Raw genomic sequence first — 22,454 nt, forward strand, 5'->3', positions numbered from 1 at the left:
GGGACGGTGCTGCACTCTGGGAACACGGACATCCGCGTAACTTAGCGGTCAGTTGGCAACAGCTTTATGGTTCAAATAAGCAGTGGAAAAAACGGTATGGTTATCATCGGCGGTCAATCTCAGAAACTGCCATGTACAGGGTAAAGCAATTACTTGGTGGTAGATTGAGCCTGCGAAATTATAACGGTCAGGTGGGAGAAACTTACGCGATGATAAAGGCTTTGAACAAGCTTACAGGGCTAGGCATGCCTGTAACTTACCGTGTAGTTTGATATTTAGACGATTATGAGGGGCTTTGTTCGCTGAATCGATTTAGGAAACAAAGCCGCTAAGTGATGTCATCAGAAAGCCAGCAAATGCCAATCGCTCCCGCAGCGTGGGATTTAACTCGGGATTACCATTCCTTTGCCAATTGCGACCAAGTGCAGGTCACGCACTTATCCCTCGCGTTGAAAATCGACTTTGCGACTCGCACTTTGCTCGGGGAAGCGGTTCTGTCACTTCGCTACTTTGAACCACAGACTAGCGAGTTATGGCTCGATAGCCGTGATTTACATATTTTATCGATCACTACTGATACTCAAGAGCCCCTTGAGTTTGTGCTTGAAGTGCCAAATGAAATCCTCGGGCAGAAATTGGTGATCCAGCTACCCGCTGAAAAGTGTGAGCGAGTCTGTATTCACTATCGCACCTCGCCAGAAGCTGAAGGGTTGCAGTGGCTTATGCCTGAGCAAACGGCCGGCAAACAGTTACCTTATCTCTTTAGTCAATCTCAGCCCATTAATGCCCGCAGTTGGATCCCCTTGCAGGATACGCCAAAGGCGCGGATAACCTTCGATGCGAAAGTCCAAGTGCCCAAGGGAATGCGTGCCGTGATGAGTGCGATGAACCATCCAGATACACCGCTTGAAGGGATATTTACGTTTGAGATGGAAAAAGCCATCCCAACCCATTTGCTGGCATTAGCGGTAGGTGATTTGGCATTTCAAGCCATAGGCCCGCGCAGCGGCGTGTATACAGAACCTTGCATGTTGGCCGCCGCAGCAACTGAGTTTGCCGATACCGAACATATGCTAGATGTGGCGCAATCGCTATTAGGCCCCTATGCCTGGGGGCGTTATGACATGATCATCTTGCCGCCGAGCTTTCCGTTTGGTGGCATGGAAAATCCCCGTTTAGCTTTTTTAACTCCAACCTTGATTGCGGGAGATAAGAGCCTTGTGTCAACGGTTGCCCATGAGTTGGCACACTCGTGGACGGGCAATTTGGTTAGTAACGCCACATGGCGTGATCTCTGGTTAAATGAAGGCTTTACGACCTATTTCACCAATCGAATTGTCGAGGAAGTCTATGGCAAGGAGCAGGCTGAGCTAGAATGGGTTATTGAATTTGGTCGACTAAAAGAAGAAATGGCCGTTTTACCGCGCCACAGGCAAACGCTACCCGCCAATGTACAACAGGCCGATCCTAATCTGGCCTTTAACCGTTTTACCTATGATAAGGCGTCGATCTTCGTCCATGAATTAGAGCATCGACTTGGCCGCACCGAATTCGATAAGTTTCTGTTTGCCTATGTGCAGCACTTTGCTTTTAAGGCAATCACCACTGAAGAGTTTGTCAAATACGCCAAAGTCGCTTTAGTTGAAGCCTATTCCGATAAGATAAGCGAAGCCGAATTGTTGGAATGGATTTATGGCGAAGGGCTACCTCAAGGTTATGTGGGGCCCACATCGCGAAGTTTAGATAAGGTCGATAGCGCCTTGGAGGACTTTTTAAAGGGCAAAGTGGCCAGAGAGCTTAAGGTGCAAGGCTGGCGTGTCCATCACTGGCAATACTTTCTGACTCAATTGCCTGAAGTCTTGTCTCAGGTGAAATTAATGGATTTGGACGATACCTTTAAGTTAACCGAGTCGAGCAATGCCGAAATTGCCTGCGATTGGTTTAGGGTCGCTATCCGCAATCATTACGATCCTGTGCTGCCCGCTTTAAGCGCTTATTTACAGCGTATTGGCCGCGGCAAGTTTGTCCGTCCGCTTTACGCTGAGTTAAAGATTGCGGGTTATCATGCTGAGTTACAAAAGATTTATGCAAGCGCACGCGCAGGTTATCACCCATCCATTCAAGTACAGTTAGATAGGATGTTTAACTCGTAAAAACAGATAAAAAAAATGGCAACCAAAGGTTGCCATAAGAAAATCAAGCTAGGAGACAAAGGAATTCAGTGCGCTAGCGTGTATTCGATTGCTTCCCAAAAGGGAGATGATGATGAACGACCAACCAATTCGACTCTATGCAATAACTTGAAACTGTTCCATTGAATTAAACGGCAAGTTTTATCCATTTAATCCTTTGCTAAACTTTTCATTTAGCAATCAATTGTGCATTAAAGCGGATTTGTTAATCCTTACATATAGTCAGACTAAGGCCTTTTCATAAAGTTCAGTTTGCGGCTAAAAATTTTTGAAATTATTTTCGACCATGCCGACATGCTAAATATAGAAGTCAGTGGGTGACTACATTTATTTTACAAATAAAACATAGACATAAAAAAAGGCAACCAATTGGTTGCCTAGTGACCTCTTCCTAGGTCAAGGGGGCCGCGCTAGAAGCCCCTGGGAGAATGATGAACATGAAAAAGACATTCGCTGTTCAATATGTTTGAGGGGCTTATAGGGTTAAAGTTCCATCGAAAATAAAAAATAACTTAACTTTTTATTTAATAGAAAAGTTTCAACGGGATAGCTCGCTGATTACTTTAAAAGCGTTTCTATTTTGTCGCTAATGTCTTCTGGTTTTGTGGTTGGCGCAAAGCGAGCGACCACTTCTCCCTGACGATTCACTAAGAATTTAGTGAAATTCCACTTAATCCGTTCTGTGCCCAATAGGCCCGGCGCTGCTTTTTTAAGATACTGATATAAAGGGTGAGTATGCTCACCGTTTACCTCGATTTTTGAAAATAGGGGAAAACTCACGCCAAAGTTGAGTTCACAAAAGCTTTGGATGCCTTTCTCATCGGCTTTTTCTTGGGCACCAAACTGATTGCATGGGAAGCCTAAAACCACAAATCCTTGTGCTTTATATTTTTGATAAAGCGCCTCTAAGCCTTTGTACTGTGGTGTAAAACCGCACTCACTGGCGGTATTTACAATTAAAATTACTTTGCCTTGATATTGTGCCAGTGCCGTTGGATTGCCTTGAATGTCGTTTGCGCTGTGGCTATAGATAGTCGATGTCATCATTACCTCCTTAGGTGTGATGATTAGCATAAATAATAGTTAAGTTGTTATCAGTCAATTTGTGTGCAATTTATTCTGTGTGTTTGCCAATCTTCTTCAATATCAATATAGTTACGCTAATTTTTATCTCAGCAGAAGGGCGTTTATGTGACTGAACATGAAGCCGAATACGAAACAAACACACAGGCCGATGTCGGGCAGGTTGTTCAGCAACTCACTGAAGTTGAAGGTGAAGAACAGGCTGAAGTGTTCAGTGAAATCTTAAATGAAGCAGAGCCTGGTACTATTGCATTAGCACTGGAGTCTTTACCCTTAGACGAGCGTTACGAGCGTTGGCAACAGGTTGAGTTTAGTGACCGTGTAACAGTGCTGAGTTTAATGCGTGCCGATCCGCGTATGGGTATCCTAAAGCAGATGCCCGACAATGAGGTGGATCTGCTATTCGCGCAGCTTAGTCCTGAGGATTTGATTGAGTGGAGTGATTATCTCCCCGAAAGTTTTACCGACCGCGCCTTGGCGCAGATGGGCGAGCGTCAGCGGCAGCGTTTCGAGTTGTATGACCAATATTCGGAAAACGAAATTGGTCGTTATACCGATCATCAAATGTTAGTGCTCAGCGATAAGGCGACTGTGGCTCAGGCGCAGCGGTTTTTCAGGCGAATTGAACTCGACTGTAACGACAACTTATTTATCGTCGATGAGGCGGATAAATACCTAGGTACGGTCAGACGTTATGATATTTTCAAGCATGATCCCTCTGAGCCGCTGATTTCACTGTTATCGGAAGACAGTCGTGCATTAACTGCGGATACGACGCTACTCGATGCCGCCGAGGCGATAGAACATAGCCGCGAAATTGAGTTACCCGTGATCGATGAGGCTGGGGAGCTGATTGGCCGTGTCACCCTGAGGGCCGCGACTGCCTTAGTGCGTGAACATTACGAAGCGCAATTAATGGCGACCGCGGGTATGGATGAGTCCGACGACTTATTCGCCCCAATCATCAAAGGTGCGCAGCGCCGCGCCGTGTGGTTAGGGATTAACTTACTCACCGCATTTTTGGCCTCGGCAACCATTGGATTGTTTGAAAACGTCTTATCTCAAGTGGTTGCACTTGCGGTACTTATGCCGATAGTGGCGTCCATGGGCGGGATTGCGGGGAGTCAGTCGCTCACCTTGATGATCCGCGGTATGGCGATGGGGCAGATCTCTGCGGGTAACTTATTCTCGTTAATGAAGAACGAGTTAGGGATTGGTTTAGTCAATGGTACTCTGTGGGCGATTGTTATTGGACTGGTATCGGGCTGGTGGTTTGCCGACAGCACCATAGGCATAGTGATAGGTTGTGCGATTTTAATCAATATGGCGGTCGCGGCTTTAGCTGGGGTGATTGTGCCTATGGTCTTGCAGCGATTTAACCAAGATGCGGCGCTCTCTGGCTCGGTGATTTTAACCACTGTGACCGATGTGGTGGGCTTTTTCACTTTCCTCGGTATGGCGACGATACTTTATCTTTAAGTGGATTTAGGTTGTTTAACTCATTTGTATGAATCAAAACGATATTCAATTTGTTCTTTGTCAAAACGCGGCCGAATTAGCGGCTGCGGCGTCATTAATTGACCTGCGCGATGACAACGCGCATCCCCTCGACCATCAGGCTTTTGCTCTGTCCCGCGCCGTGATATTGGCGAAGACTCTCGAAGGCGAGATAGTCGGCTGCGCAGCGATTAAGGCCGGTTCTGGCCCTGTGGGGGAACTCGGTTATCTGGTAGTCTCGCCTTTATATCGCCGCCGAGGCATCGCCCAAGGGCTTACCCTTATGCGGATTGAAGTGGCTAAAGCACAGGGAATCGCCCTGTTATTTGCCACTATTCGAGATGAAAACAACGCCAGCAGAGTGAATTTACTCAAGGCCGGATTTCACTTTTGGCGTAACTATTTAAGCATTAGAGGAACGGGGAATACCGTGGGTTGGTATTACTTAACCTTATGTGATGAGATTGATATTGAAGGAACGATGCAAACCTTAGTGGGAAATCGTATACCAGCACCTTAATGTGTAAAAAATGTTTTATTTAGGTTTTGCTGGTGTTTATGGCTGGTTTTTATTTGGTTTTAAATTCAAAAATATCGGCACCAAAATCCTAAATATGCAGATTTTCTTTTTTTATTCGGTATGATCCGCGCTATTACCCACAGTCATTATTGAGGTGTTTTTATGGCTAAATTCAGAGTAGCAAGTGTCTTATTATTGAGTGCAGCCGCGCTGCAAGTGAATGCGTCAGAATTTAATCTTGGCTTAAACAACGATGTGGTTTCTACTGAGTTAGAGCTGCAAGTGAATAAAGATACTAATGCAGTATTAGGATATATTTATTCGGACGATAGCGGTCATATTGCTCAAGGTGCAATGCACATGACCCACGATGCGGGAGTGCATCATTTTGAAGTGGGCGCTAAGTTAAGCCAGTTATGGGCAGACGATGCGCCAAATGGCAGTACTGTGTCTGTCGGTGGTCGTTATGCGTTAGCCTTAGGGCCAAATATTTCTATACATGCTGCCGCTTACTACGCGCCATCGGTATTGTCTTTCGGTAATGTCGATGGTCAGTATGAATTGGATTCTAAAGTGCAATACAACATCAACCCGAATATGGCGCTGTACGTTGGTTATCGTAAAATTGCCTTTGAATACGATAATGCCCGTGATTTTACCTTTGAAGATGGTGCGTACATCGGCGGTAAATTCCGCTTCTAATCGAACCAGTAAATTGGCGACCTAAATGTGTCGCCTCGAATTTAAAGCCGGCCAAGGTTACCTTTGCCGGCTTTTCCATTTAGCTTTGAGCTCGCTGTAACTTGGTAGGATGGAGGAGAAGAGCACTAGTCCAATGCCAATACACACCACAATGCTTAAGTGCTCATCCAAAAACCACCAACCTAACAATGCGGCAAAAATAAGGCCTGTGTATTCCACTGGTGCCATTTGGCTCGCATCTGCTCGTCGATAGGCATGGATAATCAGGTAGGTCATGCCGATATAAAACACGCCTAAGGTTAAGCCGACTTGAGCGACGGGGAGATTAAAATCTGCGCCCTCGTACCAAGTTGCCGGTATCAGAAAAACCATCGCAAAGGCATTAGACCAAAAGAGTGTTGAAAAGGGATGCTCGTGGGTTGAGTATGCCTTCAAAATCAAGCTGTTTGTTGCAGAAGTCATAGCCCCAAAAAAGGCTAAGCCAATGTAGAGATTAAATTCAGTTGGTTGGCTTATCAGTAATATGCCCGTAAAACCAATGATGCCTGCTACTGTTCGGCGATAGCCTATGCGCTCATGTAAAAAGAACGCGGACAATAACAGCAGTAATAATGGCGAGGTATAAATGACTGCGGTGACTGTTGCGAGTGGCAGATGCAATACAGCTAGCATAAAGATAGCATTGCCTAAACCAATTAATAGCGCTCGGCTTAAGTGCACTTTGTAAAAGGGACTTAACTTGAGATTGCCCTGTAAACGCCAGACAAAGGGCAGTACCAAAAGTGTGGCAAATAATTGCCGGTAAAGTACAAGTTGAAACACTGGCGTATTAGTTTCAAGCAACTTAACCAATAGGTTACCGCTGGCTATCAACAATTGTGCCGCTAAAATCATCAATAAAGGTGCCATAGGTATCCATGTTAACGACTGATATTGAGGCTAAAGTGTGGTTCTATGAGTTAACGACTAAAATATCATCATAAGGCATCCCATTGCCGACTAATTTAGTCTAATCAATTGTAAAAAATAAAATGTAGTCATAAAGTTAACATTCTAAATTGATTTTCTGCGTGGAACTAAACGCGGGTATATAAACCAAGATACCAATGAGCAAAACTAACGTGCATAATTTCTGGTGCTTTTTGTTGCTGTTTTGGACATTTAGTCCATTTGCCCTTAGCGCTGAAATTGCGTTGGACTCCCCTTATTTATTCCATGCAGAAGATAAGCAGCTCCCGCCTGCCGATTTTAATGAGGTAACTCAATGGATGAGCCGACTCAAAGAAGCTAGCTCTGTGAGTCTGGCTGGTGGCGACTATTGGATGGTGTCTCCTGTGATGGTTAATAGCCGTCAAACTCGTTGGGTAGTCGATGCCAGTAATTCTATTGTTGAATCGGTCGATTATTGGTTACTTGGTAGTGATGGCTCAGTGCAAACGGCCCACAGTGGTTACTATGCACCCTATGAGTTTTTATTCGATTACGGTCGCAAGGTTCAACTGAATATTGGGACTGATTATTGGTTGGTGACTCGACTGAGTAGCCGCTATTATTCCTCCGCCCCGGAGCTGGCTTTAACGTCAGAAGAGGTGCATCAGTTAACCAACGACCGTGTGGCCATGGCGATACTGATTTGTTTAGGGGGATTACTGTTTATCGCTTTATATAATATACTGATTTATATCTCTATTTTTGATAAAGCCTTCTTATATTATGGCCTTTATGTATTGGCCTATTTTGGAGGTTGGGCATTAACATTCCATTTACCCGCTCACTTGTTTAACTATCATCAATTAGAACTACATCATCTGTTTTTTATCAGTTTGCCGATATTTAATATTATGTTCTACAAGCACTTTTTACAGTTGCCTAGCTATTCGCCCCGATTGTGGCGACTGAGCCAGTACTTATTAGTTGCGTGTATTTTAGCCTTGCCAACTAGTATTTGGTTATTGCCCTATACCGCGATTATTGCCTCTGTACTCATTATGTTGTGGATTGCGTTGGCGATTACCTGCGGCAATGTATGCTTGATGAAAGGCTTTGCTCCTGCGCGTTACTTTATTATGGCCTTTAGTTGCTTGCTGTTGCCTGCGGTGATTATTTTACCGGGCAATATGGGGATTACTCCTGATTTTATTGAGCATGCTGAATTTGCTACTTTGCTCGGCGGCACTGTAGATGCCTTACTGTTATCCCTTGCCTTGGCTAATAAACTTAAACTCCTTTCTGAAGAACGTAAGGCGCATATCGAAGAGTTAGGGATCGCTTGGGAAAAAGCAAGGCTTGATGGCTTAACGCGAGTCGGTAACCGTTATGCCTTTGATGAGTTTATGAATTCTCAATTGGCCTTTTCCAATAAGGTGGTTAACCCTATGGCGTTGGTGCTGCTGAATGTCGACAATCTCAAGATGGTAAATGATACCTTGGGACATCAAGAAGGGGATCGTTTACTACAAAGACTTGTGCAGTTTTTGCAAGCGACCAATATTGCTCAACTCAAAATCTACCGTATTAGTGGCGATGAGTTTGTCGTTATTCTGCCTGCGAGTAGCGTGACAAATTTAGTGAATAGTTTGCGAGAATTAACTGCGCAAGTTGCCGCTGAAGGCTTAAAGGATTGTCATTTTAGTTTTGGCATCGCGATGAATACCGACGTAGCCGAACCCCATGAGTGGCTGCGCTGTGCAGATAGTAGTTTGTATCAGTCTAGGATGGAAAAACGGCGTCAGGAATATGCCGATAGCCGCGTGGGTGAGATCGCTTCCTTTTAAGCTTGAGAACAACTTATAAAACAAATAGAAAGGGCTGCACAATGCAGCCCTTTGGCATTTAGGCGAAGTCTTTTTCGCCTTTGATAATGGCCGGATGACCGCAGATGGCTTTAGCGGTATGCATCCCCGCCATGGTGGCGGCCTCGACACAACCGGCATTGAGGCCGGTTTTAATCCAGTCACCCGTCATATACAGATTGTCGATACCTGTGCCATCGGTGTTGATCCGATATTGTGAGCTGCCTTTAACCGACAACACATAACGTTCCGAAGGATCCACATTGGCGCGCCAATATTGGCTATCGAATCGCGCTTCGCCTTGGCGGTTTTGTTCATCATGTAACCATTCCCAGGGGAAACTATCGCCAACATGTTGCCACAGCTTATGAATTTCCATATTGAGCTGATTGATGGCGCCAGCCTTGGCTTCGGCGGTTTTGCGCTGTTGGAAACCGATATCCGTACGTGGTGGATAGGCATCTACGGGCAACGCCGAGCAGAAATAACTGGCATTTTTGGGCTCAAGGCCGCGCCAGTCTTCTTTATCGAGCAATTGATCCATTGATGCCCATGTATCGAAGGGCTCGGTAAAGCCTGATAAGACAGGCTGCTCGCCATTCTCAGAATAATTGGGCCAACCAATACCATTAAGATCTTGATTCATCCAAAGTTGATAGGCTTGGGTCGCGACGGTCTGTACTTTATCTACACAGGTTTTGAGCGCCGGACTCTGCGCCATGACTTCGCTAGCGACATGGGGGACCGAACCAAGAGACAGACCAAAAATCACTTTGTCGAAGTCCACGCCTTTTTGTAGACGTTTTTTCGGTAGTGCTTGGCCAAATTGCGCCTCGTACAGGTTGTCCCAATCGCTCCAGAAGTGTTCAAGATTAATATCATGGGCTTTTAGCAATGCGGCTTGCTCAGGCTCGAGCTGAGCGTAATTGGGCGTGCTGGGCCAGCAGGCTAAGCCTTTCACATCAACGAGTGGATTGTAGTCTTTAACCGATGGTGCCAAAGCGACTTGCTCTGTAATTTCAATCGCTTGAATGCTGTTATTGCGACATTCTAAATTATCGACTCGATTGAAAAAGTGGAAATTAACCCCGCGCCGTTTCAGCACTTCATAGTAGGGGGTAAAGACCACATCTCCCATGCCGGCTTGCATTTTCCACATAATCCCGCCTTGATAACACAGGGCGATACGCAGCATGGAGCGAATAATGGTGCCCGCTTCGACATTCGGTTTGTCAAAGTTGTCTTTTTCGTAGGCAAATACCAGATCATAAAAACCGCGTACTGGGGCGCTGTCGACCGTGTATTTTTGGCTGGCGCCGTGTTTGATTAACCATTCGCGGTAATCATTATCGTTGATGGCATCAAAACCCTTTTCAAACACATCGTCGACAAACATCCCTTTTAAGATGGTTAAACCTAAGTCGACGGCAATATACAAATGGCGTAACTCATCGTTAGTGTCTAAATGGTCGCTAAAGCGCTTAACCAACCTTTGGTGCAGGGCATCGACGGCGGATTCGACCAAACCATCGTCACTCTCGCTGTGGACATGCTCATCGCATTCGCGGCCAATCATTTGATTAAAATGGCATTCTAGCTTGTCACTCAGGGCGTCGAGGGATTCCATCGCATCTTCTACCGAATCCTCTAACTTATCCTTAAGCCGTTCAAACCAGCTGGTATCGAGCCAGTTTTTCGGCGTCGCCATGGCTTTTTCATCGGCTTCCAGTAGGGAGTCCATGTCCTTTAGCCATTCTTTTATCCAAGCAAAGGCGGCCTTAACTACCTTCCAGAAGGTTAAGGTTTCGGTGCCATCTCCTGGGATCCCTGGGAGTGTTGGAAAGGTGATTGGCCAGCTAACGGAGCGACCATTAATTTCCTCCTGTAGCACAATAAAGTTATGGGGTTTAAAGGCATCGAAGAAGGTGGCCAGCGGTGCTTCTGGCGGGCGGTTTAATTCTTCATAGGCTTTACGCATCAAGGCGCAGGCATTTTGATAAAAACCAAACCAGATATGGAGGCCATGCTCTTCAATCCGTTGCCCCATCGCGGCATTGCGGCCACTTGCGCCCTTGCCACCGATTCGCCAGCCTAATTGATAGACATCAATCTCATATTGATTCTGCCAGCCGGGCCTCTCTGTGAGATAACAGGCGGCGGTCATAGCCGCTACGCCTCCGCCGAGAATGGCAATTTTTTGTTTTTTGATTTCAGAGTTATCGACCAGCACTTCGCCAGGTGGCACTTCAAAGTCAAAGTTCACATGGTAGGGCAGTAATACATGCTGCTCGCCAACCTCGACGCCTAGGGTTTCTTTGAGTGGGAAGCTGGCGTTATCAAAAATGGTGGCGACAAAGTCATTTTCTAACAGGGCAACACTGTGCACTTTGTTGACCTTAGCGGGCGATGCAGTAATCGCCTGATAAACCGCTTTTTGGCCTGAAGCGTCCGGAAACTGCTTTAAAAACACTTGGTCGATAGCGGGCTTAAACAGCAAATGAAACAGTTGCTCCTCACCTAGCTTATCCAGCTCTGGAATAAAATCCGTTTGCTCTTTAAAGAGTTGCCAGGTTTGGGCTATGGCTTCTAGCGTGGTGAGCTGCGCCTCGGGCTTGGCATTGCAATTCACCTCAATCAGCGGGTGCATGGCAAGTTCGGTGTCAGGGCTAAAGTGTAAGAAGCTCTTTGTTGCCAGGAAGAGGCGGGTTAATGGCTCTCCGACCGCGGGCATAGTGTATTCACACAAATACTTGGGATAACCGAACAACTCACGGCCATTGATCAGGGCCATCGCATCATTTACCCAAATATGCAGTGGCTGAAAATACACATGGCTGATCGATGCACTGTTGCTATTGTCTTGGCGACCGACCATGACCCAAGTGATGATGTCGGTTTCTTGGATCCAACCCTTGGCCCTGTCGGTTGGGTCTTCTGAATAGGCTTTCTCGATTTGGGTAAAAGTTGTCAGTACAAAGGGTGACAGCACTTTAAAGTACATGGCGCTTCCGGCCACTTGATTAAGGGTTTTATCGATAGAACGCTGTAAGTTGGCGAGTTTTCCCTTAAGAAAAAAACCGTACATATCGGCTTTATTCAATACTAAGGGGGAGTGCATTAACATACTGCCTGGGGGATAGATAAAATCGGGGCGTTGTTTTTCCATGGGATCATCCTTTAAACCCGTAAAGATGTGTAAGGTAGTTTTTGTCGACAAAAAAGCATGAGTAAACCCTAAAGAGCATAGGGTAAATAGGCCAATTAGCCTATTGATTTTACAATTGAATTAAAAGATGAATAGAGGGAAAAACTTAGATTAACTAGCAAGTTGGATTAACTCCAACTTGCTGGGATTTGACTGCTTATAAAGCTCGAATTTGCTAAGGCAAACGGGTCGTAGTTCAGTTACTTCGATTTATGCTGATAGAAATCCACCTCTGCATCATCAGAATAACGGCGCTTAGTATCCCTGCGACGTTGTTTTACGCGTTTGTTTTTTTGCTTACCTTTGACGTTTTCGCCCCATGGCGCATCATCGTCGTCAAATTCATAGGAGTGTGACATGGTCAAAATTCCAAAAATATCTGTGCCATTTTCAGCACCCGATCTTTTTACCCAAAGGTGAGATTAAGCTAAAGCGAAATATTTAATCACTGATGGTGAAAAGTTTTGTCCAAGAACGGGAGCGAGTGATACAAGCATGGCTTTTAGGCATTTTATTAGGGTATTTATGACTTATCTTAATGATTGTTCTATGAATAAACTTTGTAAGCGACAAACCTTATTAGGAAAAATGTAAAAAGGCACTCAGAGAAAGAGTGCCAAGTTCTTATAAAAAATAAGGAGTTAGTGCTAGGGCGTGTTGACGTTTCGAGATTAGATTTTGTTCGTTCTGGCAAGCACGTGCTCGCGAAACGAGGAATGATGTGTAGTCATTCTACTCAAATGACGAGCGGCTCTTATGACAGAAAGTAAGAGCAAGGGGTTGCCAGACGAACCCTTCGGGCAGCATTTGTCTGACTTTTCTGCGGCGTTATCGTCCGTTTATGTAGAATAACTACACTGCACGGACTTTGCCTTGCATAAAATCCAGCCAAATTGCTGCAAAAACAACCCTGAAACGTCAACACGCCCTAGAGATTGCGCTGCATACGCGCCACAAACATTCCATCTGTGTTGGCTTCGAAGGGCCACACGGTCAACATTTCGGTTTGTTCGCTGGTAAAGGGGTGGCGGATCGGCACTAGGTTGAACTCGGGATGTTGTTGTAAAAAGGCGGAAACTACTTGCTCATTTTCAACCGGTGACAGTGAGCAAGTGGCGTAGACTAAGCTTCCGCCCCGTTTTACCGCCTTACTGCTGCGGCTTAATATATCCAGTTGCAGTGCTGCTTTATCTGTGACGGCATCGAGGCTGTCGAGCCAGCGCATATCTGGGTTACGGCGCCACGTGCCCGTGCAGCTACAGGGTGCGTCGACTAATACCCCGTCAAAATGGTTGGCGTCGACCGGCAGTGCATCACTGCGCCAGCGAGCAATGCTGATGCCGTCAAACTTTGCCCGTTGGGCGCGTTTGTTGAGTTCTTCTAAGGCGTGGGCGCGAATATCCGACGAGACTATGCTGCCCAAAAATGGATTGTGCTTAGTCTTGGCCGTTTGCATCAGAGCGCGCAATTGCAGGGTTTTTCCGCCTGCGCCGCTGCAGGCATCCCACCAGTGTTGCCAAGGCTCTGGTGCACAAATTTGACCTATCACTTGCGAGGCTAAATCCTGGATCTCAATTTTGCCCTCTTTATAGAGTGATATTTCATTGAGATTCATGCTCTTAGTGCCAAGGTTTATGGCATCTGCAAAATAGGGGCTGAGACTCGCATCAATCTCTAGCGCTTGTAGTTGCTTAACAGCTGTTTGGCTGTTGATTCCCTGTGCACGTCCCCAAATTGGTGGCCGGCTAGACATGGCTTCGATGAGATTTGGGCGCAGCTCTGGGGCAATTGGGCAGACCTGCCAAAACCATTCAGGCAATAAATCCGCGAGTTCGAAGGACACTTCGGGAAATTGGCGCCGTACCAGTGCCAATTTATCCGTTAAGCTATTAACGCTAAGGGATTGAAGCTGTTGATAATCAGCTGGCGATTGGGCGAGCTCATGCCAGGCTTGGGCGATATCTTGCCATGGATGGGCTTCGATTAAGGCGCTCGCGCTCAGCATTGCAAAAAAGTGATCCGCCTGCTGATGATCGGCCGTGGCTTTAAACCAGCCCCACCAACGGAACAGGCTAAATAAGGATTCGCGGATGACCTTGCGATCCTTGGAGCCGTGCTTTTTATGTTCCCTAAAGTAGTTCGCGAGCACTCGGTCGGCGGGTTGCTTGGTATTTAAAATCTCATCGAACAATAACTTAATGGTATTGGCATAACTTAATCCGCGTTTTTGCGCGAGGGTTTGCGGTTCGATATTCACTGTAGATGCCATGGTTGCTGATGATAAGCCGTTTGGATTGCCCATAAAGTTAGCCTGAAAAGTGGCTCGGCCAAGTGACATCCATCCGGTGGGATGAATATGGCCAAGCAAATCAATAAGTGGCGCAGAGTGTAGCAGTTTTACGTATCACTAGCAGTAAAAAAGCCCCAATGCTGAGTTGGGGCTTGATGGGAAAAACGAATGCGCGCGTGAGGAAAGGATGACTTACTTAGTCACCATCTTCTGGATTTGTTTAGCACGCTCTTCATCACTCAATACTGAGGGCGGAGGTGTCACTATGCCTTTTTGGCAAGCGGGTCTTAGGGCTAACTCGTCTAGCCAACGTTGTAAGTGAGTGAGTCCTTCCATATTGATACCGCTCCATTCATAGATGCGCACCCAAGGCCAAGTCGCGATATCCGCAATGGTGTACTCATCACCGGCCAGATACTGATGCTTGGCTAATTGGGTATTCATCACCTCAAACAAACGTCTGCCTTCTTTTTGGTAACGTTCAATAGCCGCAGGGATTTTCTCGGGGAAGTAACGGTAAAACACGTTAGCTTGACCCATCATTGGGCCGACACCGCTCATTTGGAACATGAGCCATTGAATGACCTGTGAGCGCTTTTTAGGATCGGCTGGTAAGAACTTACCCGTTTTTTCCGCCAGATACAGAAGAATTGCGCCGGACTCGAACACCACAAAGTCCTCGTTATCTCGGTCGATAATGGCTGGAATACGGCCATTAGGGTTAATGGCCAGAAACTCAGGCTGCTTCTGTTCGTTGGTATTGAAATCTAATTTATGCACTCGATAGTCGAGACCCATTTCTTCAAGCGCGATGGAAATTTTAAAGCCGTTCGGGGTCGCGGCGGTATATAAATCAATCATAGTCATCCCTTAAGTCTTAACTGGTTAATGCTTAACTTGGGTGCCCAACGGGCATCGCTGCTAGTTTTTTGGGGTAAGCGACACTATCGCGGGGCGCTGGGCCACTGTCGCAAACCATGCCTGAATATGGGGCAGGGTGTCATCCACCAGAATATCTAAGTTTTTAATAAAGCTAATAAAAACGTATGCAGAAATGTCGGCAATCGTAAAGTTATCGCCCGCAACATAGCTTGATTTGGCTAATTGTTGGTCTAAGGTCGGCAGGAAGTCAATGACCCGTTGGCGTGATTCTGCGCCCCAGGCTTCGACACAATTTTCTCTATCTTTATAGATACCCGTTAGGTTTCTAAAGGCTTGAAAGCCGACCATCAGACCTTGTAATTCAATGATACGTTGCCACATTTCTACTTTGGCACGCTCTAGCGGGCTGTTACCAAATAGTGACGTTTCACTGGGATGGATTTCTTCTAAATAGCGGCAAATAGCCACGGATTCACATAGGTAGCTACCATCATCGAGTTCGAGCAGTGGAATGCGTCCGTTTAAGCTTTTGGCTTTAAATTCAGGGCTGAGATTTTCACCGCCGCGAATATCAACATTCACACGTGGGATATCGATGCCTTTTTCGGCGAGGAAAATACTCACGCGTCTTGCGCTTGGCGTAGGGGCTAATTCATAAAGCTTCATGCTCTTTCCTTCTGTTAATCTTTAAGTTTGGCTAAATAGAGCTTTAACGGAACGATCGGTTAGGATAAAATTTACGCCATATCTAAACGATCAGTCAAGAATGTTTTTGCCATATGGCACTCCGTTTAATACAGGCATCAATGTAGGTTTGAACCATGGCACGCAGTTGTAATTTTGATAGGCAAGAAAAGCTCATTCAGGCGATGGAGCTATTTTGGCAGAAGGGATTTGCCGAGACATCGATTGCCGATCTGGTCGAACACTTAGGGATTAATCGCTTCAGCTTGTATAACAGTTTTGGTGATAAACAGAGTTTATATCGTGAATGTTTATGTTTTTATCTCGACCATTATTCCTTTGGGGCGAAGGAGAAAATCCTGCATGCACAGGCGGGATTAAATGAGATCTTGACCTATTTAGCGCGATTTGTGGCCTTGCAGCGCGAGCAAGAGTACGGCTGCTTTATGCAGAATGCGGTGATGGAAAAATGCCTCGACGATGACTGCGTGCAGCAGGAGTGCCAGCGTTTATTTGCCCAGTTACAGACTAACTTTACCGATGTTTTACGCTACAGTCAGCGACAGGGGGAGTTGTCTCAATCGGTTCAGCCTGAGTCACTCGCTGCATTTTTAGTACTTCAATTACAAGGGATTAGAGTGTTAGGTAAGGCGAAGGAATACGCCCTGTTGGATAACGCATTTGAGGTCTTAAGCGAATACCTTAAGAGTCTCGCGTTGACGCCACTTAAGCCCGTCGATGTGAAATAGGGCGTAGATTAAACCGATAAGTATGAGACCAAGTCAATGCTTGGTCTCGTTAACTGCAAAACCGATGTAAAAACTAATGCAAAACTAATGTAAAAGCTTAAAAGTCCAACTCGAGGGCAAAGCACAAGTAAGCCATCAATTGGCTACAGTGGGCGAATTGTTCGGCGCAGTAGCGGGCGGCATCGGCTTGGCAGAGTCGCTCAAAGGGGATTGGTTTTAGTGCAATAAAGTCCTTACGTTTGAGCTCGTCCAGCATTGGGTGATGTTTATCGAATCCCTTTGGTGGGCGAGTCAAACTATCACCATCCATCATAAATCCATGGTCTATTAAGGTTTGCAGCGCCTTTTTATAGCCGTTGGGGTTTTCATCGATACAAGTCCGAATCGCATTCAGCACCTTGGATTCGGGATGCCAAATACCGGCGGCAATAAAACAACCGTCTTCGGCAATGTGTAAATACAGCCCCGGCGCATGCACATCTTTGCCCTGAAAATGTCGAAACTGGATCCCCACATTGGTTTTGTAGGGTGTCTTATCGTTGCTAAAGCGACTATCGCGCTGTGGGCGCATTAAGCTGCCACCGACTTTTTTGGCAACCGCGGTCAGTCTTGGCGAAATCGCAATTATATGAGGCTGAATTTGTTCAATAAAACGCAGAGCGGGCGTTCTGACGTTATCTTCATATTCATCCTGATGAGCTTTAAACCAGTCGCGGGAATTATTGAGCGAAAGCCGTTTGAGAAAATCTAAGCTGGCAGCGGTAAATGCCAACTCGGTTTGAGGTTGTGCGGTGAGCTTAGTCATATCCATAAAACCTTTGAGGTGCTTGAGACTGAGATTCCGACTGTTAGTCAAAACAGGTTAGTGCGAGTTGAACAAATGTGTGTGGATATTGCAAATTCTTCGAGTATTTCCCTGCAGTTATCATCAGGTTGTGATTTACATGTAAAGCTAGGTGAGAATTATTCTCATCTTTGACGTTGATGCCTATAATGCCGCCCTATTTTTTACACTATGTAACAGGGGATGGGGAGATGGGATATCAACCTAAGAGCACGATATCAAAAGCAATCATGGGCTGTTTGGGCTTAAGCGTATTGCCCGCGTTGCCACTCAATGCCAAGGAAGTATTAGGAGCGCCTAAGGTCGAGCCAATTGAGATATTACAAGTACATGGCCAGCAATACCGCCGAGCGACCACTATGACTAAGCCGGGCGAGGCGATCATCTCGATGGAGCAAATTGAAGAGATGCAAGCGACCACATTTGCTGAAGTTATCGATGATATGGCCGGTGCCCATGTTGATGGTGGTACTCGCAGTGGCGGCGAGCGCATTAATGTATGGGGATTTGGCGAAACCGAAGATTTCAACATTTATGTCGATAACGCCCCCGTGGGATTTGAGCAGTATCGCTATGGGTCGTTCTTCTTAGATCCCGATTTAATCAAGCGAGTCGAAGTGATTAAAGGGGCCCACGATGTCCGCTCAGGTAACGGCGGCTTTGGCGGCTCCATGTATGTTGTGACTAAATCTGCTGATGATTTTTTAAATTACAATCAAAACCTTGGCGCCCGAGTCAAAGCCAGTTACGCCAGTAATAACGACGCCAAAAGCTACACGGGAACGGTTTATGGACGAGCGAATCAACAACTTTCAGGTTTATTGCATGTCACCCGCCGCGATGCGGGGGATGTGACGCTCGCCAATGGTGAAGCATTTGAATACTCAGGTTATGAGCAAAATAATTACCTTGGCAAACTGGATTATGAGCAAGGTGACCATCAACTCATGTTGAGCCTGACCCATTATCTCGACGAAGGCCGAAAGCCTTGGGCCAATCGCCGCGGTCCTATGCCCGCGATTTCTGATTATAACATCCGTAAATATGGCTCCTATGAACTGGCGCTCTATGCCACCACGGCCGACAACACCTATGAAGACAATACTTGGTCGGCGAATTATCGCTATTCACCGAGTAATCCTTTAATTGATACCCAAATTGTGATTTCCCATTCGGCGAATGCGCGCCATTGGATCAGGCCGCCAATCGCGTGGGAGAAGATGACTGTCTCCGTCGGCAACTTCGGCCATGAATCTTGGTTGGATTACAAACGTGACTACATTGACATCAACAACTTAAGTATTGTTGGTAATCATGAAATCACCACTGGATTGCAGTTCCGCAGTCTCGATAGGGATTCAATGGTCTTTAACAAAAGTTATGAGAAAAATCCCGAGAAAAACTACGGTTGGTACACTCCTTACTATCAGCCCGAAGGGCGTCAGGATACCTATGCAGTCTATTTGCGCGATGCGATTAGTGTGACGGATGAGCTGACCATCACTCCTTCGCTACGATATGACTTTATCTACAGCATTGGTCGCCCCAACATTGCCCCCGATTACAACGATATCGAGGCAGGGCACGACTACAGTTCGACTCACCATTCGGGCTTTTCACCGCGATTGGGTATCGACTACCAGTTAACAGCGAATACTCGAGTGAATTTCGATTACGCCTACAGCTTACAGGCGCCAGTGGTCGATGAAATCTATGCAGTGCAATACGCCAAGGCGAGCATTACTGGCACGAGTCGAGATATCGATGTGGAGCGTCTGCACGCCTTTAAACTGGGCTTAATGACGCAGCAAACGAGTCTTTTTGCCGCCCAAGATACGCTTTCAACCCAAGTGACCCTCTTTGCCAACTTGGGACGGGACGATATTGCTCAGCGCCGCGGTGCAAAGTCCGACCCAAATCAAGCGATTCAAAGTGGTTATACCAATCTTGACGGCTATGAGATCTACGGCGCCGATCTCGAGTCCCAATACCGTTATCAGGATTTCTTCAGTGACTTAGCCGTTTCTTGGTTACAGGGCAAGCATCAGGGATCGCTCAGAGACAGCCAAGGCGAGGATGAATACCTTGCGAATATCGCGCCGCTGGATATTCGCCTGCGTGTGGGCATGTACATTACCGATGACATTTCAGTCGCTTGGCAGGGGACTTGGTATGATGCACAGGATAATGTGCCTGAAGGTGATATTTTTAATGCAGAATCCCCAAGTGAGAATTACTTCTTACAAAATATATATTTAGCCTACGAGCCTCAAGAAACACTGAAAGGGCTCAGCGTGCGCTTAATGGCAAAAAATCTCACAAATCAGCAGGTGACGCCGTTTCTGTCGGATGGCATCCCCGCGCCGGGGCGAGATATTAGACTCAGTTTAGCTTATGAATTTTAAGGATTAAATGGCAATTCCAAGGGTGAAGAAATAGATAACTCATATAAAAAATAGGGTTATCTTGCCTTCCCCCCTGCCGTGAAAAGCCAATTTATGGCATAATCCGCGTTTTATTACGCATGTAGACAGAAAAAATGACTGAAAATGAATTGCTAACTCGCTGTGGCGGCAAATGTGAACTCTGCGCAAGTGACGTCGAACTCTCTATTTATGACTTACCGGCTTCCGATGGTCATGAAAACGAGATTATGATTTGTGAAAATTGCAGTAGCCAAATTGCAGCGCCGGATACTATGGACATGAACCACTGGCGTTGTCTGAACGACAGCATGTGGAGCCAAGTCCCTGCGGTTCAAGTGATGTCATATCGCATGCTGAAACGCTTAAGCGGTGAAAGCTGGGCGCAGGATCTGCTCGATATGTTGTATCTTGAAGATGATTTACGCGCTTGGGGCGATGCCGAAGCGGCTGCCGCGAGCGATGATACACCTCCGACCTTAGACAGCAACGGTGCGGTACTGAACGCTGGCGATACCGTTGTTATCATTAAAGATCTCAACGTTAAAGGCACCAGCTTTGTAGCAAAACGTGGCACCGCGGTTCGCAATATTTCGTTGACCAACAATCCAGAGCATATCGAAGGCCGTGTGAATGGTACTCGCATTGTGATCCTGACCTGTTTTGTGAAAAAGTCTTAAGTCATTTCGCTTAAACTTGCTTAAACGTAAAACCGCCCAATTTGTATAAATTGGGCGGTTTTTTTATGCAGAATTTACTCTTATCTACCCACTAAAAGTAGCCACATATACAAATCATTAAATTAGGCGATAAAATGGTTAGCATGTGAAGAATCTTTATATAGAGATAAACCTATGGCAAACGACTCGCAACTACTCGACGCAAAGCAAATGTCGGCTTCAGTTGAAGATGGATTAGATAAAATCCTCGGCCAGTGGCGGGCTGAAGGGGTGACAGAGGATTTAGTCCCAATGGCGGTGTTAGGGCGCATCGCAAGGCTGACCAAATATATGGAAAACGCTATCGCCTTATGCCACGGCGAATTTTGCTTAGGTCAGGGGGAGTTTGATGTGCTCGCGACACTCAGACGCTCAGGTAAGCCTTATACTTTATCGCCTTCGCAGCTGTATCAAAGCATGATGTTAAGTTCAGGCGCTATGACCAGCCGTTTAGACCGGCTGGAAAATAAAGGCTTGATTGCCCGTGAGCACTGTAAGGAAGATCGCCGCGCCGTGCATGTTTCGCTCACTTCGGCAGGTAAAGCACTGATTGAGGCTGCGCTCCCCAAACATATCCAATGTCAGAGCGCGCTATTATCGGGGGTCCCGACTGCTGAGCGTGTGGCATTGCAGCAAATTTTAAAACACTGGTTAACCCAGTTTGAAGGCGAATAATAGCTTGGGCGTGTTAAGGCTTAATACTAGAGTTATCACATACAGCGCAATGCAGATCAGGGAGTGACCATGGTTAAAAAACGCGAAGCGTTTGAGATTGAAGGCAAACGAGTCATTGCGGGTACGCAAATGGGGATTAAATTACCCGCTGCCAAGCTTTATACCGATACCCAACTCGATATTCATGTCGAAGTCTTTCACGGCCTCAAACCTGGGCCGACACTCTTGGTCTGTGCTGCTATCCATGGCGATGAGCTCAATGGTATTGAGATCTGTCGGCGGTTACTTGGACGGGTTAACCCTAAAAATTTAGCCGGCACCCTGATTGTGGTGCCCATAGTCAATGTGTTTGGTTTTATTCAACAATCCCGTTATTTACCCGATAGGCGCGATCTCAACCGTTGCTTCCCTGGCTCCAGTAAAGGGGCGTTGGCAAGCCGGTTAGCCAACCTGTTTGCTACTCAGTTATTAGTCCATGCAACCCATGTGATTGATTTGCATACGGGGGCTATCCATAGAGATAACTTACCGCAAATCCGTTGCGATACCGGTGATGAAACTATGTTAGCCATGGCGAATGCCTTTGGCGCACCGCTTATTATGCACTCTAAGGCGCGTAGCGTGTCGATGCGCGGCTATGCGAATCAGCAGGGCATTCCCTGTATTTTGTATGAGGCGGGCGAGGCGCTGCGCTTTAGTGAGCTTGCAATTAAGTCGGGTCTTAAGGGCGTGCTCAATGTGATGCGTAGCCTTGGTATGCTTAAGGGGCGAGTCAGTAACAAGATCGCGAGTGTCAGTGCGATACGCAGCTATTGGATCCGCAGTGAGTCCGATGGCTTAGTCAATATGAAGCTCAAACTCGGTCAACGGGTTAATAAGGGCTATATTATTGCCCATATTGTCAGTCCGCATGGCGGTGATAGTGTGGCGATCCGCGCGCCAACCGATGGCATTATCATCGGGATCAGTAATATTCCTGTGACGAATGAAGGCGAGGGCATGTTCCATATTGCGCAGTTCGAAGGCGATGAGATCGAAATTGCTAACGAGCAACTCGATGAGTTTTTAATGGAATATGCTTAGGCTGTTATTCTGCCAGTGTTTGCTAAAAAAGCAGCCATCAGTTTACTGATGGCTGTTGTTTTTATGTGGTTATCTCGGCTCTGATACATTTAGCCATATAAGTATCAATGCACT

The 22,454-nt window shown here is 46.4% G+C and carries 18 protein-coding genes and 1 pseudogene; 11 read left to right on the plus strand and 8 right to left on the minus strand.

Annotated elements, in window-relative coordinates:
- Both AEA42_RS02035 and AEA42_RS02040 read left to right on the plus strand, forming a co-directional pair.
- Positions 1 to 272, plus strand: a pseudogene (locus tag AEA42_RS02035) (IS5/IS1182 family transposase); the annotation flags it as partial.
- A 63-nt stretch (positions 273 to 335) separates the two neighbouring features.
- Positions 336 to 2,153, plus strand: coding sequence for a M1 family metallopeptidase (locus AEA42_RS02040; protein WP_055646814.1), 1,818 nt, complete (start codon positions 336 to 338; stop codon positions 2,151 to 2,153).
- 597 nt (positions 2,154 to 2,750) lie between these two features.
- Here the strand turns inward: AEA42_RS02040 and AEA42_RS02045 are convergent.
- Positions 2,751 to 3,236, minus strand: a complete 486-nt coding sequence (locus AEA42_RS02045) for a glutathione peroxidase (RefSeq protein ID WP_037425797.1) — start codon at positions 3,234 to 3,236, stop codon at positions 2,751 to 2,753.
- Positions 3,237 to 3,383: 147 nt separating this feature from the next.
- Between AEA42_RS02045 and AEA42_RS02050 the strand changes: the two genes are divergently transcribed.
- From AEA42_RS02050 to AEA42_RS02060, 3 genes are all read left to right on the plus strand, one after another.
- Positions 3,384 to 4,754, plus strand: a complete 1,371-nt coding sequence (locus AEA42_RS02050; protein WP_037416602.1) for a magnesium transporter — start codon at positions 3,384 to 3,386, stop codon at positions 4,752 to 4,754.
- Positions 4,755 to 4,782: 28 nt separating this feature from the next.
- A complete protein-coding gene (locus AEA42_RS02055) occupies positions 4,783 to 5,292 on the plus strand; it encodes a GNAT family N-acetyltransferase (RefSeq protein WP_037416604.1) in 510 nt (169 codons plus the stop codon).
- A gap of 162 nt (positions 5,293 to 5,454) precedes the next feature.
- Positions 5,455 to 5,994, plus strand: coding sequence for a YfaZ family protein (locus AEA42_RS02060; RefSeq protein ID WP_037416607.1), 540 nt, complete (start codon positions 5,455 to 5,457; stop codon positions 5,992 to 5,994).
- A 57-nt stretch (positions 5,995 to 6,051) separates the two neighbouring features.
- Here the strand turns inward: AEA42_RS02060 and AEA42_RS02065 are convergent, their stop codons facing one another.
- Positions 6,052 to 6,903 (minus strand): DMT family transporter, encoded by an 852-nt coding sequence (locus AEA42_RS02065; RefSeq protein WP_055646815.1) that lies wholly within the window; start codon positions 6,901 to 6,903, stop codon positions 6,052 to 6,054.
- 197 nt (positions 6,904 to 7,100) lie between these two features.
- Between AEA42_RS02065 and AEA42_RS02070 the strand changes: the two genes are divergently transcribed.
- Positions 7,101 to 8,768: a diguanylate cyclase gene (locus AEA42_RS02070; RefSeq protein WP_055646816.1), complete on the plus strand. Its 1,668-nt coding sequence runs from the start codon at positions 7,101 to 7,103 to the stop codon at positions 8,766 to 8,768.
- Positions 8,769 to 8,826: 58 nt separating this feature from the next.
- Here the strand turns inward: AEA42_RS02070 and AEA42_RS02075 are convergent, their stop codons facing one another.
- From AEA42_RS02075 to AEA42_RS02095, 5 genes are all read right to left on the minus strand, one after another.
- Positions 8,827 to 11,952, minus strand: a complete 3,126-nt coding sequence (locus AEA42_RS02075) for an NAD(P)-binding protein (RefSeq protein ID WP_055646817.1) — start codon at positions 11,950 to 11,952, stop codon at positions 8,827 to 8,829.
- 239 nt (positions 11,953 to 12,191) lie between these two features.
- Entirely contained in the window at positions 12,192 to 12,350 is a 159-nt protein-coding gene (locus AEA42_RS02080) for a small highly charged protein (protein WP_037416614.1), read from the minus strand.
- A 569-nt stretch (positions 12,351 to 12,919) separates the two neighbouring features.
- Positions 12,920 to 14,293, minus strand: coding sequence for an RsmB/NOP family class I SAM-dependent RNA methyltransferase (locus AEA42_RS02085; protein WP_055646818.1), 1,374 nt, complete (start codon positions 14,291 to 14,293; stop codon positions 12,920 to 12,922).
- 180 nt (positions 14,294 to 14,473) lie between these two features.
- A complete protein-coding gene (locus AEA42_RS02090; RefSeq protein WP_055646819.1) occupies positions 14,474 to 15,142 on the minus strand; it encodes a glutathione binding-like protein in 669 nt (222 codons plus the stop codon).
- 60 nt (positions 15,143 to 15,202) lie between these two features.
- Positions 15,203 to 15,829 (minus strand): glutathione S-transferase, encoded by a 627-nt coding sequence (locus tag AEA42_RS02095; RefSeq protein WP_055646820.1) that lies wholly within the window; start codon positions 15,827 to 15,829, stop codon positions 15,203 to 15,205.
- A 155-nt stretch (positions 15,830 to 15,984) separates the two neighbouring features.
- On the opposite strand from AEA42_RS02095, the gene AEA42_RS02100 reads away from it, so the two are divergent.
- Entirely contained in the window at positions 15,985 to 16,596 is a 612-nt protein-coding gene (locus AEA42_RS02100; RefSeq protein ID WP_055646821.1) for a TetR/AcrR family transcriptional regulator, read from the plus strand.
- 97 nt (positions 16,597 to 16,693) lie between these two features.
- Here AEA42_RS02100 and AEA42_RS02105 read toward each other — a convergent pair whose 3' ends face one another.
- A complete protein-coding gene (locus tag AEA42_RS02105; protein WP_156312289.1) occupies positions 16,694 to 17,401 on the minus strand; it encodes a DUF2461 domain-containing protein in 708 nt (235 codons plus the stop codon).
- A gap of 230 nt (positions 17,402 to 17,631) precedes the next feature.
- Between AEA42_RS02105 and AEA42_RS02110 the strand changes: the two genes are divergently transcribed.
- The 4 genes from AEA42_RS02110 (at position 17,632) to AEA42_RS02125 (ending at position 22,340) form a co-directional block, all read left to right on the plus strand.
- The gene (locus tag AEA42_RS02110) at positions 17,632 to 19,845 is read left to right on the plus strand and encodes a TonB-dependent receptor (protein ID WP_055646823.1); all 2,214 of its coding nucleotides are present in this window, start codon (positions 17,632 to 17,634) and stop codon (positions 19,843 to 19,845) included.
- Between the two features lie 134 nt (positions 19,846 to 19,979).
- A complete protein-coding gene (locus AEA42_RS02115) occupies positions 19,980 to 20,543 on the plus strand; it encodes an alkylphosphonate utilization protein (RefSeq protein ID WP_037416634.1) in 564 nt (187 codons plus the stop codon).
- A 174-nt stretch (positions 20,544 to 20,717) separates the two neighbouring features.
- Positions 20,718 to 21,257 carry a MarR family transcriptional regulator gene (locus AEA42_RS02120; protein WP_055646824.1) on the plus strand — a complete coding sequence of 180 codons (540 nt, stop codon included), beginning with the start codon at positions 20,718 to 20,720 and terminating at the stop codon, positions 21,255 to 21,257.
- A 69-nt stretch (positions 21,258 to 21,326) separates the two neighbouring features.
- Positions 21,327 to 22,340, plus strand: a complete 1,014-nt coding sequence (locus AEA42_RS02125) for a succinylglutamate desuccinylase/aspartoacylase family protein (protein WP_037416636.1) — start codon at positions 21,327 to 21,329, stop codon at positions 22,338 to 22,340.
- Positions 22,341 to 22,454 lie beyond the last annotated feature (114 nt).

The organism is Shewanella sp. Sh95, from assembly GCF_001308045.1.
GTDB classification, from domain to species: domain Bacteria; phylum Pseudomonadota; class Gammaproteobacteria; order Enterobacterales; family Shewanellaceae; genus Shewanella; species Shewanella xiamenensis.

Excerpts from the sequence above, each read along its gene's own strand:
- AEA42_RS02040 (WP_055646814.1), top strand. The coding sequence starts at position 336 with ATGTCATCAGAAAGCCAGCAAATGCCAATCGCTCCCGCAGCGTGGGAT.
- AEA42_RS02045 (WP_037425797.1), bottom strand. The coding sequence starts at position 3,236 with ATGACATCGACTATCTATAGCCACAGCGCAAACGACATTCAAGGCAAT.
- AEA42_RS02055 (WP_037416604.1), top strand. The coding sequence starts at position 4,783 with ATGAATCAAAACGATATTCAATTTGTTCTTTGTCAAAACGCGGCCGAA.
- AEA42_RS02060 (WP_037416607.1), top strand. The coding sequence starts at position 5,455 with ATGGCTAAATTCAGAGTAGCAAGTGTCTTATTATTGAGTGCAGCCGCG.
- AEA42_RS02065 (WP_055646815.1), bottom strand. The coding sequence starts at position 6,903 with ATGGCACCTTTATTGATGATTTTAGCGGCACAATTGTTGATAGCCAGC.
- AEA42_RS02070 (WP_055646816.1), top strand. The coding sequence starts at position 7,101 with ATGAGCAAAACTAACGTGCATAATTTCTGGTGCTTTTTGTTGCTGTTT.
- AEA42_RS02075 (WP_055646817.1), bottom strand. The coding sequence starts at position 11,952 with ATGGAAAAACAACGCCCCGATTTTATCTATCCCCCAGGCAGTATGTTA.
- AEA42_RS02080 (WP_037416614.1), bottom strand. The coding sequence starts at position 12,350 with ATGTCACACTCCTATGAATTTGACGACGATGATGCGCCATGGGGCGAA.
- AEA42_RS02085 (WP_055646818.1), bottom strand. The coding sequence starts at position 14,293 with ATGGGCAATCCAAACGGCTTATCATCAGCAACCATGGCATCTACAGTG.
- AEA42_RS02090 (WP_055646819.1), bottom strand. The coding sequence starts at position 15,142 with ATGATTGATTTATATACCGCCGCGACCCCGAACGGCTTTAAAATTTCC.
- AEA42_RS02095 (WP_055646820.1), bottom strand. The coding sequence starts at position 15,829 with ATGAAGCTTTATGAATTAGCCCCTACGCCAAGCGCAAGACGCGTGAGT.
- AEA42_RS02100 (WP_055646821.1), top strand. The coding sequence starts at position 15,985 with ATGGCACGCAGTTGTAATTTTGATAGGCAAGAAAAGCTCATTCAGGCG.
- AEA42_RS02105 (WP_156312289.1), bottom strand. The coding sequence starts at position 17,401 with ATGACTAAGCTCACCGCACAACCTCAAACCGAGTTGGCATTTACCGCT.
- AEA42_RS02110 (WP_055646823.1), top strand. The coding sequence starts at position 17,632 with ATGGGATATCAACCTAAGAGCACGATATCAAAAGCAATCATGGGCTGT.
- AEA42_RS02115 (WP_037416634.1), top strand. The coding sequence starts at position 19,980 with ATGACTGAAAATGAATTGCTAACTCGCTGTGGCGGCAAATGTGAACTC.
- AEA42_RS02120 (WP_055646824.1), top strand. The coding sequence starts at position 20,718 with ATGGCAAACGACTCGCAACTACTCGACGCAAAGCAAATGTCGGCTTCA.
- AEA42_RS02125 (WP_037416636.1), top strand. The coding sequence starts at position 21,327 with ATGGTTAAAAAACGCGAAGCGTTTGAGATTGAAGGCAAACGAGTCATT.